The organism is Dolichospermum planctonicum (assembly GCF_005402965.1).
GTDB classification, from domain to species: Bacteria; Cyanobacteriota; Cyanobacteriia; order Cyanobacteriales; family Nostocaceae; genus Dolichospermum; species Dolichospermum planctonicum.
The window spans coordinates 174,109-187,124 of the sequence record NZ_BJCF01000001.1 but is presented as its reverse complement, the minus strand read 5'-3'; the positions used below and the strand labels follow the sequence as shown (position 1 = coordinate 187,124).

Annotated in this window: 13 protein-coding genes and 1 pseudogene; 12 read left to right on the top strand and 2 right to left on the bottom strand. The window is 32.4% G+C overall.

Annotation, left to right across the window (positions count from 1 at the left end):
- Positions 1 to 163 precede the first annotated feature (163 nt).
- The 9 genes and pseudogenes from FFO06_RS21040 to FFO06_RS00835 all read left to right on the top strand — a co-directional run bounded on the left by FFO06_RS21040 (position 164) and on the right by FFO06_RS00835 (position 4,479).
- Positions 164 to 322 (top strand): hypothetical protein, encoded by a 159-nt coding sequence (locus tag FFO06_RS21040; protein WP_162501156.1) that lies wholly within the window; start codon positions 164 to 166, stop codon positions 320 to 322.
- Complete coding sequence (locus FFO06_RS00870; protein ID WP_137906339.1) at positions 322 to 567, top strand: DUF433 domain-containing protein; 246 nt, start codon at positions 322 to 324, stop codon at positions 565 to 567. The genes FFO06_RS21040 and FFO06_RS00870 overlap by 1 nt, the downstream gene beginning before the upstream one ends.
- Positions 564 to 806 carry a DUF5615 family PIN-like protein gene (locus tag FFO06_RS00865; protein ID WP_137906338.1) on the top strand — a complete coding sequence of 81 codons (243 nt, stop codon included), beginning with the start codon at positions 564 to 566 and terminating at the stop codon, positions 804 to 806. Before FFO06_RS00870 ends, FFO06_RS00865 begins: the two co-directional genes overlap by 4 nt.
- 14 nt (positions 807 to 820) lie before the next feature.
- The gene (locus FFO06_RS00860; protein ID WP_199290978.1) at positions 821 to 1,150 is read left to right on the top strand and encodes a PIN domain-containing protein; all 330 of its coding nucleotides are present in this window, start codon (positions 821 to 823) and stop codon (positions 1,148 to 1,150) included.
- A 181-nt stretch (positions 1,151 to 1,331) separates the two neighbouring features.
- A complete protein-coding gene (locus FFO06_RS00855) occupies positions 1,332 to 1,907 on the top strand; it encodes a Uma2 family endonuclease (RefSeq protein ID WP_137906336.1) in 576 nt (191 codons plus the stop codon).
- A gap of 101 nt (positions 1,908 to 2,008) precedes the next feature.
- Positions 2,009 to 2,944 (top strand): DNA cytosine methyltransferase, encoded by a 936-nt coding sequence (locus FFO06_RS00850; protein WP_137906335.1) that lies wholly within the window; start codon positions 2,009 to 2,011, stop codon positions 2,942 to 2,944.
- A gap of 203 nt (positions 2,945 to 3,147) precedes the next feature.
- On the top strand, positions 3,148 to 3,585 hold the full coding sequence (locus tag FFO06_RS00845; RefSeq protein WP_137906334.1) for a hypothetical protein: 438 nt from the start codon (positions 3,148 to 3,150) through the stop codon (positions 3,583 to 3,585).
- Positions 3,584 to 3,664 (top strand): annotated as a pseudogene (locus FFO06_RS22405) (Uma2 family endonuclease); the annotation flags it as partial. The gene FFO06_RS00845 and the pseudogene FFO06_RS22405, both read left to right, overlap by 2 nt.
- A gap of 239 nt (positions 3,665 to 3,903) precedes the next feature.
- A complete protein-coding gene (locus FFO06_RS00835) occupies positions 3,904 to 4,479 on the top strand; it encodes a Uma2 family endonuclease (RefSeq protein ID WP_137906333.1) in 576 nt (191 codons plus the stop codon).
- Between the two features lie 528 nt (positions 4,480 to 5,007).
- Here the strand turns inward: FFO06_RS00835 and FFO06_RS21035 are convergent.
- Complete coding sequence (locus tag FFO06_RS21035; protein WP_162501152.1) at positions 5,008 to 5,154, bottom strand: hypothetical protein; 147 nt, start codon at positions 5,152 to 5,154, stop codon at positions 5,008 to 5,010.
- A 258-nt stretch (positions 5,155 to 5,412) separates the two neighbouring features.
- Between FFO06_RS21035 and FFO06_RS00825 the strand changes: the two genes are divergently transcribed.
- Complete coding sequence (locus tag FFO06_RS00825; protein ID WP_137906332.1) at positions 5,413 to 6,651, top strand: glycosyltransferase family protein; 1,239 nt, start codon at positions 5,413 to 5,415, stop codon at positions 6,649 to 6,651.
- A gap of 29 nt (positions 6,652 to 6,680) precedes the next feature.
- Positions 6,681 to 9,734, top strand: a complete 3,054-nt coding sequence (locus FFO06_RS00820; protein WP_137906331.1) for an Eco57I restriction-modification methylase domain-containing protein — start codon at positions 6,681 to 6,683, stop codon at positions 9,732 to 9,734.
- An 8-nt stretch (positions 9,735 to 9,742) separates the two neighbouring features.
- Here FFO06_RS00820 and FFO06_RS21030 read toward each other — a convergent pair whose 3' ends face one another.
- The gene (locus FFO06_RS21030) at positions 9,743 to 9,886 is read right to left on the bottom strand and encodes a hypothetical protein (protein WP_162501151.1); all 144 of its coding nucleotides are present in this window, start codon (positions 9,884 to 9,886) and stop codon (positions 9,743 to 9,745) included.
- A gap of 55 nt (positions 9,887 to 9,941) precedes the next feature.
- On the opposite strand from FFO06_RS21030, the gene FFO06_RS00815 reads away from it, so the two are divergent.
- Positions 9,942 to 13,010: an Eco57I restriction-modification methylase domain-containing protein gene (locus FFO06_RS00815; protein ID WP_137906330.1), complete on the top strand. Its 3,069-nt coding sequence runs from the start codon at positions 9,942 to 9,944 to the stop codon at positions 13,008 to 13,010.
- The last annotated feature ends 6 nt before the right edge of the window (positions 13,011 to 13,016 follow it).

Genomic DNA, 13,016 nt, shown 5'->3' with positions numbered 1-13,016 from the left:
TTGGAATAGTGATCGCTGAAAATTGGGGTAGTTGGAAGTGATCACCATTTAGGTATAAATTGGGAGAGTGATAGCGAAGCGCGACCTAGGAATCGCAATTTAGGAATAAGTTGGGAGAGCGTAAGCGTTGCACTGCTGCAAGCAGTTCGTTTAAAATTGGGGAATGTTGGGGTGCGTAAGCGTTGCGCTGCTGCAAGCAGTTCGTTTAAAATTGGGTAAAATTGGGGTGATTGTGAGCGATAGCCATTTAAGAATACGTTGGGAGAGCGATCGCTTCCAAAAGAGTGTAATCATAGAAGAAGCAAGTGATGAGAAAAGATAATGCAAAAGCAGCTTAAACAAATAATTGTATCCGATCCAGAAGTGATGATGGGAAAACCTGTAATTGCTGGTACACGCATTACAGTTGAGTTAATTTTAGAAAAATTAGCTGCTGGTGAAACCGCAGAACAAATCTTAGAATCACATCCTCGACTGACACCAGAAGTAATTCCAGCAGCTTTAGCATTTGCGGCTGAGGCTTTACGATATGATGTAATTTATCCAATTGTTGAGAAGGCATCTTGAACTTTCTAGCAGACGAGAATCTAGATAAGCTTGTTGACCGTTTGCGCCAAGATGGACATTTTGTTTGGTACGTTGCGGAAATGGAACGGGGTATTTCCGATGATGTAGTCCTAGACTTGGCTAACCAAGAAGGTGCATTATTATTGACATCTGATAAAGATTTTGGTGAGTTAGTGTTCCGCTTACGTCGCATTGCTTCAGGTGTTGTATTGTTAGTTATGCGTTCAAGAAAAATATAACTATAAATAATAAATTGAAAGAGTTAAGCTTTCTCGGTGCAGAAATATTTATTAGTTGTATAACCTACTATGAAATTAAAAGAGGTTTAATATCTCTCAATGCTACTAAACAATTGGTAGATTTTCATGGATTTTGTAATGATTATCCTGTATTATTTTTAGATGATTTAGAAATTATTGAAAAATCCTGTGAAATTCATGCCAAATTAAAAGCTAAAGGTACTCCTATCCAAGATGCTGATGTTTTAATAGCAGCTACAGCAATTTTCCGGGATTTAATTCTCGTTTCTAATGATTCTGATTTATTAAAAATTGAAGAACTTAAATTAGAAAATTGGTCGTGATAAAAATTTAGGAATAAGTTGGGAGATCGATAGCGTTCGCGGAGCGTCACCGAGGGAACTAGCGCTTCTGCAAGCAGTTCGCCTAAAATTAGTGTAGTTGCTATTAATTGGTAACTAATAATATATAATAAGATATGAGATAGTTAAAATTTCTCCCTAAACATTCAATGAGGATATGACAATGAATGCTTTAACTGTCAATTTGAAATCAGTAATAGAAATGACTGATGAGCAGTTTTTTGAACTATGTCAAAACAACCGGGAATTGAGATTTGAAAGAAATGCAAATGGAGAATTAATAATTATGCCACCAACAGGAGGAGAAACGGGAAATCGTAATGCGGGTATAACTGCTCAACTTTGGATTTGGAATGAGGAAAATCAGGAGGGTATAGTTTTTGATTCTTCTACTTGTTTTAAATTACCAAATGGTGCAGATCGTTCTCCTGATGCTTCTTGGATCAAGTTAGAAAGATGGGATGCTTTAACTGATGAAGAAAAACAAAAGTTTCCTCCTATTTGTCCTGATTTTGTGATTGAGTTACTTTCTCCTAGTGATAGTTTAAAAGTTACACAAGAAAAGATGCAGGAATATATAGATAATGGTGTGGGTTTGGGTATATTAATTAATCGCAAATCTCGTCAAGTGGAAATTTATAGACCTGGTAAGGAGGTTGAGGTTTTGGATTCTCCTGCTACGGTTTCGGGGGAAGATGTTTTAAAGGGTTTTGTTTTGAATTTGGGGATGATTTGGTAAAATCATATAAGTATTTATTTAACATAGCACAGATACATCTCAATGACTTTATACTAATTATGTTAAAATAAATACCAGAAACGTAATTAGCCAAACATGAAATGTATAAAACAATTGATTTATTTGCTGGGATAGGTGGAATTAGACTCGGTTTTGAAGCCTATCATTGTACAAATATATTTACTTCCGAATGGGATAAAGATGCTCAAGTAATGTATGAAGCAAACTTTGGAGAGAAACCTCATGGTGATATTAATTTAATATCGCCTTCTGATATTCCAAACCATGATATTTTATTAGCGGGGTTTCCTTGTCAACCCTTTAGTATTGCTGGAAAAGGTTTAGGTTTTACTGATACTAGAGGGACTTTATTTTTCAATATCGAAAAAATCCTGGAAGTTAAAAAACCACGGGCTTTTTTATTAGAAAATGTAAAACGATTGACCACTCACGATCACGGTAAAACTTTTTCAGTAATTTTAGATAAATTGAAAGCACTAGGTTATACCGTTTATTATAAAGTTCTTAATTCTTTAGATTTTGGCTTGCCTCAAAAAAGAGAGAGAATTTATATAGTTGGTTTTTTAGAGTTTATTGATTTCAATTTTCCAAAACCATTAGGTTATTACCAACCACTTAGTACCATTTTAGAAAATGACGACAATATACCTGGAAGTTATTTCTTATCAGAAAAAATAAAGAATAAACGGTTAAATGCAGTAAAAGATAATCCTCCTTTTCCTTCTATTTGGCATGAAAATATTGGCGGTAATATTTCTGCATTACCCTATTCATGTGCCTTAAGAGCAGGAGGTAGTTATAATTATCTTGTGGTTAACGGCGTTAGACGTTTAACCGATAGAGAAATGCTACGTTTACAAGGTTTTCCCGATGAATTTAAAATTGTGTTACCTTATTCTGTAGTACGTAGATTAGCAGGTAATTCTGTATCTGTTCCTGTTATTAAAGCAATAGCAGGAGAAATAATAAAGGCTTTAGAACATCAAATTAGGGAATCATGTTTGGATGTAAATTAAATATACAGCCCAACATTTCATTGTAGTGCGATCGCTGTTTAGGATGTTGGTTGGGAGAGCGTAAGCGTTGCGCTGCTGCAAGCAGTTCGCCTAAAATTGGTGTGATTGTGAGCGTAAGCGTAATGAATGAGTTACGATTGACTTGGGATGCAAAAAAAAGGGAATATTAAAAATAGTCGTCTTTTTAGCTTGGTGAGTGCCAAATGAGTGATCTCAAGAAAATAGATACCAATGCCTATGTGACAGTACAGGGACAATATGCTGTGGTCAATGAAGGTGCAGGGTACGCAATTATCAACATTCAAACAAAACAGATAGTTGCTCGTAATATTTCATCTTTCCTTGACTGTGTAAAAACGCTGGAATACATTGTTGGAAAGGGTGAATCCCAAGATCCAATTCAACATTCTACGTCTAACGAAAATCCACCTCAGATACAATTAACTAACTTTGGTGTTAAACCAGATGTACAAAGACTTATTGAAATCTACGCTCCAGCCACAGTGAGAGTGGAGAAGAAGGTGCATTGGAACCGAAGCCGATATAAGTGCTACGATGTATCTGGTAACTGTCTTGGCCGGGTTAAAGGAAAACAAGGAGATCGTTATTGGGAAGACAGAAGCGGAAATAAACATTACTAAGAGAAAGTTTCCTCTCATTTGTCCCAATTTTTTTGTAATTGAGTTACTTTCTCCTAGTGATAGTTTGAAGACTACACAGTAGCCGATCTTGTAGGGTGTGTTAATGAAATATAACGCACCTTTTTAATGTTAATTATTTGACAAAAAATTCATTTTGTATTCTATTCGGATTCCGAAACATTATTGCAGTGCGTAAGCGTTGCGCGACCTAGGAATTACCTAAAATTGGGGTAGTTGCTATTAATTGGTAACTAATAATATATAATAGGATATGGGATAGTTAAAATTTCTCCCTAAACATTCAATGAGGATATGACAATGAATGCTTTAACTGTCAAGTTGAAATCAGTAATAGAAATGACTGATGAGCAGTTTTTTCAGTTATGTCAAAACAATCGGGAATTGAGATTTGAAAGAAATGCAAACGGAGAGTTAATAATTATGCCACCAACGGGAGGAGAAACGGGAAATAAAAATGCAAGAATCACTCAACAATTAATGAATTGGACTGATGCTGATGGTACTGGCATTGCTTTTGATTCTTCGACTTGTTTTAAGTTACCAAATGGTGCAGATCGTTCTCCTGATGCTTCTTGGATCAAGTTAGAAAGATGGGATGCTTTAACTGATGAGGAAAAACAAAAGTTTCCTCCTATTTGTCCTGATTTTGTGATTGAGTTACTTTCTCCTAGTGATAGTTTAAAAGTTACACAAGAAAAGATGCAGGAATATATAGATAATGGTGTGGGTTTGGGTATATTAATTAATCGCAAATCTCGTCAAGTGGAAATTTATAGACCTGGTAAGGAGGTTGAGGTTTTGGATTCTCCTGCTACGGTTTCGGGGGAAGATGTTTTAAAGGGTTTTGTTTTGAATTTAGGGATGATTTGGTAGAGGAATAATAAACATCTTAACCATCCTATGAAATATTAATCCCAAGGGCTAAAAACATTAACAGATGAGAAACCAAAATCACTAATATTACGAGTAACAATTATGAGGTTATTTTCATTCTTCTAATTCATGTAAAAGAAGTAATTCCGATAACTTAAATTGAGATTGCTTTGATTGAGCAATTTGATGTGTTTATAACTCATGTAACCAAGGTTGAAGAATATTATTTTGTTCTTCTATTGGTAAAGTTTCAGCTGTTTCTATAACTTTTTGGAGTAATTTTGTTGTCATGATATTACAGCGGGGAATCATAGTATTTGTCTATTATAGCTTAAACTAACAATTTGCATCAATGAGATATATAACTAACTTATGAAAATGATCGATAAATAATAAATTGATATTTACTTGAAAAATCAAAGGTCATTATCCATCTATCTACAGGGATAATGACCTTAATCTGTTAAAAGCTAATAGCCTAAAACCCTTATTATACCTTACCAGAAATTCTCATCAAGTTAATCTTTCTTACTTACCTAAACCATCATATCTGTTTGGGTCTTTTTTCTCCTTTTTGTCCTTGGGATCTTTCTTAGGCTTTTTAGCTTCTTTATTACCTTTTTTTTCCTTAGACATTAGTTTCACCCAGTTAGGTTTACCGGTCAAAGCTGCCACATTCTGCTATTAGTAAATCAGGGTGTAGCTTACCTGACATCCTTTGAAAACAGTAAGGGAAGCATTGCACATTTACGCTACTAATTACCATAGTACATTGTTATTTGATTTTGTGATGAATTTGATTAACTATGATACAAAACTTTAGATACTTTGTCACCATATCTAATTGAGATTCTAATTTATAGATTCCGTTTTGTTCTTTTCATTCATTATACCAGTATAATCATATTTTATAACTGATTAGGTAATAATTAAATGACTCCAGTAGATATTCTGATTCTTTCCAATGGACCTGGGGAGGTAACAACCTGGGTACGTCCTGTTGTCAAAGCATTGCGAGAACAATTAGGACATGATATTTCTCAGGTCAGAATTTCTGTAATATTATCACCTTGTCCTCATGCTAGTGGTAAAGAAACTGCTATAGCTTTGGGTTATCCAGAGGTTGATAGAGTTCAAGCACCAGAACATTTTTGGCAATTTTTACTGTGGGGAAAAACCGCCGAAAATTGGCAATGGAGAAATCAAGGTGTGGTTATATTTTTAGGTGGTGATCAAATTTTTCCCGTTATTATTGGTAAAAAGTTAGGATATAAAACAGTAGTTTATGCGGAATGGGAAGCACGTTGGCACAATTTTATAGATAAATTTGCCATTATGAAAGCACAAGTTGCGAAAAATGTTTCTCCAAAATATGCAGATAAATTTACTATTGTTGGTGATTTAATGTTAGAAGCAGCAGAGAATGAAATCACATCTAAAATTGAAAATCTCCAAACTCAAATTAACATTATTGGAATTTTACCAGGTTCAAAAGCAGCGAAATTAACTCAAGGTGTACCTTTAACCTTAGCTATTGCTGAATATATTCACAGTAAATTACCCCAGACAAAGTTTTTTATTCCTGTTGCGCCAACTTTAGATTTACCAACTTTAGCCAGTTTTGCTAATCCTGAAAATAACCCATTTACAACAGCATTTAATTTTCAAGGTGCTGATTTAATAGATAATCATTTCCTAACTTCTACAGGTTTAACAGTAGAATTAAAACAAGAAAATCCCGCTTATCATTTATTGTCTCAATGTTCCATTTGTTTAACTACAGTTGGTGCAAATACCGCAGAATTAGGAGCGTTAGCAGTACCCATGATTGTATTATTACCCATGCAACAATTAGATGCAATGCGTTCTTGGGATGGTTTACCAGGAATATTAGCAAATTTACCGATATTAGGCTCTTTTTTTGCTAAGATAATTAATTGGTGGATGTCAAAAAATAAGGGTTTATTAGCTTGGCCAAATATTTGGGCGCAAGCAGAAATTGTACCAGAATTAGTAGGTAAATTGCAACCTGAGGAAGTGGGAGAAATGGTTTTAGATTTGTTAAAAAATCCAGAGAAATTAGAGGCTATTCGTCATAAATTACGCAGTGTGAGGGGTGAAGGTGGGGCTGCGGAAAAGTTGGCAATTTTGGTCAAAAAAGAGTTATTATAGATTTATATAAAACTAACATTTTTTCAAATATGAAAGCACCTGATACCATTATTAAACTTGTTGAACATTTTCACTCTTCGATAGAATTGTATCGTGCGGGGGGAATTAATGAAACACAAACTAGAATTGAGTTTATTAATCCTTTCTTTGCTGCTTTAGGGTGGGATATTAATAATGAACGACAAATTTCTGATATTTATAAAGACGTTGTTCATGAAGATTCTTTAAAAATTAGCGACGCAAATAAAGCCAAAGCACCTGATTATAGTTTTTGGGTTGGGGGAACAAGAAAGTTTTTTGTGGAAGCGAAAAAACCCGCTGTTAATGTTGGTAATAATATGAGTGCGGCTTTTCAAGTCAGACGTTATGGCTGGTCTGCAAAATTACCTTTAAGCATTTTAACAGATTTTGAAGAATTTGCAGTTTATGATTGTCGAATTATGCCAAATAAAAACGATTCTCCCTTGATAGCGAGAATCAAACATTTTCATTATACAAAATATGTGGAAAAATGGCAAGAGATTTATGATCTTTTTTCTAAGGAAGCTGTATTAAATGGTTCTTTAGAAAGATTTGCAGAAACCAAAGTTAAAGCTGGGATTACTGTTGATCAAAAATTTCTCCAAGAAATTGAAATTTGGCGAGAAAATTTAGCGGCTAATATTGTTGGGAAAAATCCCCAAATTCAACAAAGAGAGTTAAATTTTGCGGTTCAAATGACGATTAATAGAATTGTCTTTTTACGGATTTGTGAAGATAGAGGAATTGAACCTTATCAACAGTTATATAATTTATTAAAGTTTGAAAATTTTTATCAAGAATTAGGGCGGTTATTTATCAATGCAGACTATCGCTATAATTCGGGTTTATTCCATTTTCAAGGTGAAAAAGGACGAGAAAATCCTGATGATTTTACTTTGAATTTAACTATAGATGATGCTATTTTAACATTAATTATTAGAAAACTCTATCCTCCAGAAAGTCCTTATGAGTTTTCTGTGATTCCTGTGGAAATTTTAGGACAAGTTTATGAACAATTTTTAGGTAAAGTCATTCAAATATCTGCAAGTCGTCAAGCAGTTATTGAAGATAAACCGGAAGTAAGAAAAGCTGGAGGTGTTTATTATACTCCTAGTTATATTGTTGATTATATTATTAAACAGACTATTGGTAAGGTTTTAGAAAATAAGAAACCAGATAAAATCCAAGATATAACAATTATTGATCCTGCTTGTGGTTCGGGTTCTTTTTTAATTGTGGCCTATCAATTTCTCCTAGATTGGTATTTAGAACAATATCTGCAAAATCCCCAGAAATACAAAAATAAATTCTATCAAATTTCAGATCATCAATGGCGTTTAACCGCAAGTGAGAGAAAGCAAATTTTATTAACTCATATTTATGGTGTTGATATTGATCAACAAGCGGTAGAAACAACTAAATTATCTTTGTTATTAAAGGTATTAGAAGGAGAATCAGGAGAAACAATTACCAGACAATTACAGTTATTTAAAGAACGGGCTTTACCTGATTTAGATGATAATATTCAGTGTGGTAATACCTTGATAGACGCAGAATTTTATCAACATAATCAATTAAATTTTTTAGACGAAAATACGGCTTATAGAGTTAATATTTTTGACTGGAAATCGGCTTTTTCTGTTATTATGAAACGAGGTGGTTTTGATGTAGTTATTGGTAATCCTCCCTATATTAGAATCCAAGCTTTAAAAGAATGGGCTGCTTTAGAAGTTGAATTTTATAAACAACAGTATGTTTCTGCTAGTAAGGGAAACTATGATATTTATGTTGTCTTTGTGGAAAAGGGATTAGAGCTATTAAGAAAGGATGGCTATTTAGGTTTTATTTTACCTCATAAGTTTTTTAATGCTCAATATGGGGAATCTATCAGGAAATTAATTGCTGAAGGTAAATATCTTCATAAAATAGTGCATTTTGGAGATCAACAAGTGTTTCCAAAAGTTTCAACTTATACTTGTTTGCTTTTCTTGAGAAAATCACAACAATCTGATTTAGAAATGGAAAAAGTTACTGATTTAATAGATTGGAAAAATAATCATAATAGTCAAACAGGAATTATTAATCATTCGTTAGTTTCATCTTCAGCATGGAATTTTATTCTGGGAGAAGATGCTAAGTTATTTGCAAAATTACAACCAATTAAATCTAGACTAGAAGATGTAACAGAAAGGATTTTTCAAGGAATTAAAACCAGTGCTGATAAAATATATATCGTCGAAGAATTATCACGGGAAGATAATTTAATCCAGGTTTTTTCAAAACAAAAACAAATAGCATACTGGTTAGAATCTAATTTACTACATCCTTTGATTAAAGGTGGTGATAGTAAAAGATATTATTTGTCTAAAACTAATAAGTTGATTATTTTTCCCTATATGCTTAAAAATAATGGTTCAATGGAATTGATTTCTATGAATACCTTTGCAAAAGAATATCCTTTAAACTGGAATTATTTACTAGATAATAAAGATTATTTAGAAAGTAGAGAAAATAGTAAAATGTTAGGAGAAAATTGGTATGGATATAGTAGATTTCAAGCTTTAAATGTCATGGCTTTACCAAAAATATTTACTCCTGATATTGCGACTGGTTCATCATTTACATGGGATAAAACAGGGGAGATATTTTTTACGGGTGGTGTCGCTGGAGGATATGGAATTTTGGTTAAATCTATTTATTCATGGGAATACATTTTAGGATTGTTAAATAGTCAAGTCCTAGAATTTTATCTCAAAAAATTATCTACATCAATGAGAGGTGGTTACTATAGTTTTGAATCTCGGTTTATTCGCAATCTTCCTATTAAAATTATTGATAATTCTCAAATTGCAGAAAAGCAAAAACATGATTTAATTGTTAATTTAGTACAACAAATGCTTGATCTTCATCAACAACTCAATCAAGCAAACACACCCCCAACCAAAAGAATGATTCAGCAACAAATTCAAGCCACTGATAGACAAATCAATCAATTAGTTTATGAACTCTATGAATTAACTGATGCAGAAATAACTATAATTGAAAGTATTCAAAGTACATAAACTTAAATTTATTCTTCCCCTTGTCTGCGTCCTAATTCATACACTCCAGCACCCATACAAACAAGTATTCCAGTGCTAACTCCCCAGCTATTACCTAAACTGATATCTAAAATCCAGTTAGATAAACCACCAAATATTAAAAAAGTTGGCAATTTTGGTCAAAAAAGAGTTATTATAGATTTATATAAAACTAACATTTTTTCAAATATGAAAGCACCTGATACCATTATTAAACTTGTTGAACATTTTCACTCTTCGATAGAATTGTATCGTGCGGGGGGAATTAATGAAACACAAACTAGAATTGAGTTTATTAATCCTTTCTTTGCTGCTTTAGGGTGGGATATTAATAATGAACGACAAATTTCTGATATTTATAAAGACGTTGTTCATGAAGATTCTTTAAAAATTAGCGACGCAAATAAAGCCAAAGCACCTGATTATAGTTTTTGGGTTGGGGGAACAAGAAAGTTTTTTGTGGAAGCGAAAAAACCCGCTGTTAATGTTGGTAATAATATGAGTGCGGCTTTTCAAGTCAGACGTTATGGCTGGTCTGCAAAATTACCTTTAAGCATTTTAACAGATTTTGAAGAATTTGCAGTTTATGATTGTCGAATTATGCCAAATAAAAACGATTCTCCCTTGATAGCGAGAATCAAACATTTTCATTATACAAAATATGTGGAAAAATGGCAAGAGATTTATGATCTTTTTTCTAAGGAAGCTGTATTAAATGGTTCTTTAGAAAGATTTGCAGAAACCAAAGTTAAAGCTGGGATTACTGTTGATCAAAAATTTCTCCAAGAAATTGAAATTTGGCGAGAAAATTTAGCGGCTAATATTGTTGGGAAAAATCCCCAAATTCAACAAAGAGAGTTAAATTTTGCGGTTCAAATGACGATTAATAGAATTGTCTTTTTACGGATTTGTGAAGATAGAGGAATTGAACCTTATCAACAGTTATATAATTTATTAAAGTTTGAAAATTTTTATCAAGAATTAGGGCGGTTATTTATCAATGCAGACTATCGCTATAATTCGGGTTTATTCCATTTTCAAGGTGAAAAAGGACGAGAAAATCCTGATGATTTTACTTTGAATTTAACTATAGATGATGCTATTTTAACATTAATTATTAGAAAACTCTATCCTCCAGAAAGTCCTTATGAGTTTTCTGTGATTCCTGTGGAAATTTTAGGACAAGTTTATGAACAATTTTTAGGTAAAGTCATTCAAATATCTGCAAGTCGTCAAGCAGTTATTGAAGATAAACCGGAAGTAAGAAAAGCTGGAGGTGTTTATTATACTCCTAGTTATATTGTTGATTATATTATTAAACAGACTATTGGTAAGGTTTTAGAAAATAAGAAACCAGATAAAATCCAAGATATAACAATTATTGATCCTGCTTGTGGTTCGGGTTCTTTTTTAATTGTGGCCTATCAATTTCTCCTAGATTGGTATTTAGAACAATATCTGCAAAATCCCCAGAAATACAAAAATAAATTCTATCAAATTTCAGATCATCAATGGCGTTTAACCGCAAGTGAGAGAAAGCAAATTTTATTAACTCATATTTATGGTGTTGATATTGATCAACAAGCGGTAGAAACAACTAAATTATCTTTGTTATTAAAGGTATTAGAAGGAGAATCAGGAGAAACAATTACCAGACAATTACAGTTATTTAAAGAACGGGCTTTACCTGATTTAGATGATAATATTCAGTGTGGTAATACCTTGATAGACGCAGAATTTTATCAACATAATCAATTAAATTTTTTAGACGAAAATACGGCTTATAGAGTTAATATTTTTGACTGGAAATCGGCTTTTTCTGTTATTATGAAACGAGGTGGTTTTGATGTAGTTATTGGTAATCCTCCCTATATTAGAATCCAAGCTTTAAAAGAATGGGCTGCTTTAGAAGTTGAATTTTATAAACAACAGTATGTTTCTGCTAGTAAGGGAAACTATGATATTTATGTTGTCTTTGTGGAAAAGGGATTAGAGCTATTAAGAAAAGATGGCTATTTAGGTTTTATTTTACCTCATAAGTTTTTTAATGCTCAATATGGGGAAGTTATTAGAAGATTGATAGCGGAAAATAAATCATTGAATCAAATTATTTATTTTGGAGATGAACAAGTTTTTACAAAAGCAACTACATACACTTGTTTACTATTTTTAAGCAAGCGGGAAAATAAAACTTTTGAATTTCAGAAGATTAATAGTTTGATTGATTGGCGTAATCATGAAAATAATAACATACTTAGCCAAACTTTTCCTATTTCTTGTATCTCTGATCGTGAGTGGAATTTTGTAAGTCAAAAAGATCAAAAATGGTTTTATAAAATTAACGAATTACCTGTAAAGTTAGGTGATATTGCTCATTTATTTGTTGGCTTACAAACTGATGCAGATGATATATTTATTCTTGAAGAAGTAGCTAGAGAAAATCAGCAAGTTCTTTGTAAATCTAAAGTAACGGGGCGCTTACATTGGTTAGAAAATGATTTTTTAAAATATTTTTTGAAGGGTTCATTAAATATTGGTAGGTATTTTCTAAAAAATGTTAATAAACGTCTGATTTTCCCTTACATAACTATCAATAATAAATCTGTTTTATTATCAGTAAATAACTATGAAAATAGATTTCCTTTAACCTGGAATTATATGCTGGAAAATCAAGAACGATTAGCAGCGAGAAATAAAGGTAATATGGATAAAAATTGGTATGGTTATGTATATCGTAAAAATCATACTCGTTTTGATTCACCAAAGTTATTAGTACCAGCAATTGCTACTGGTAGTTGTTTTGCTACTGATTTATATGGAGATTATTATTTTGTTGGTAGTGGAGGTGGTGGAGGTGGTGGATATGGTATTTCTATTTTGGAAAATATCAATATATCTTATCTGTATTTATTGGGTATTCTCAACTCTAAATTAATCAACCATTTTCTGAAGTTAATTAGTACACCATTTCGCGGAGGATATATTGCTTTGAATAAACAAGTTATAGAAAAAATACCTATTAAATTATTGGATTTATCAAAATCAAGTGATCAGTTGATTTATAATGACATGATTAAACTGGTTGAACAAATGCTTTATCTTCATCAACAACTCAATCAAGCAAACACACCCCCAGCCAAAAGAATGATTCAGCAACAAATTCAAGCCACTGATAGACAAATCAATCAATTAGTTTATGAACTCTATGAATTAACTGATGCAGAAATAACTATGATTGAAAGTATTCAAAGTGCATAAACTTAA

What these genes read in the sequence shown, in the direction of transcription:
- FFO06_RS00850 (WP_137906335.1), top strand. Translation starts at nt 2,009, where the DNA reads ATGTATAAAACAATTGATTTATTTGCTGGGATAGGTGGAATTAGACTC.
- FFO06_RS00825 (WP_137906332.1), top strand. Translation starts at nt 5,413, where the DNA reads ATGACTCCAGTAGATATTCTGATTCTTTCCAATGGACCTGGGGAGGTA.
- FFO06_RS00820 (WP_137906331.1), top strand. Translation starts at nt 6,681, where the DNA reads ATGAAAGCACCTGATACCATTATTAAACTTGTTGAACATTTTCACTCT.
- FFO06_RS00835 (WP_137906333.1), top strand. Translation starts at nt 3,904, where the DNA reads ATGAATGCTTTAACTGTCAAGTTGAAATCAGTAATAGAAATGACTGAT.
- FFO06_RS00815 (WP_137906330.1), top strand. Translation starts at nt 9,942, where the DNA reads ATGAAAGCACCTGATACCATTATTAAACTTGTTGAACATTTTCACTCT.
- FFO06_RS00845 (WP_137906334.1), top strand. Translation starts at nt 3,148, where the DNA reads ATGAGTGATCTCAAGAAAATAGATACCAATGCCTATGTGACAGTACAG.
- FFO06_RS00855 (WP_137906336.1), top strand. Translation starts at nt 1,332, where the DNA reads ATGAATGCTTTAACTGTCAATTTGAAATCAGTAATAGAAATGACTGAT.
- FFO06_RS21040 (WP_162501156.1), top strand. Translation starts at nt 164, where the DNA reads ATGTTGGGGTGCGTAAGCGTTGCGCTGCTGCAAGCAGTTCGTTTAAAA.
- FFO06_RS00870 (WP_137906339.1), top strand. Translation starts at nt 322, where the DNA reads ATGCAAAAGCAGCTTAAACAAATAATTGTATCCGATCCAGAAGTGATG.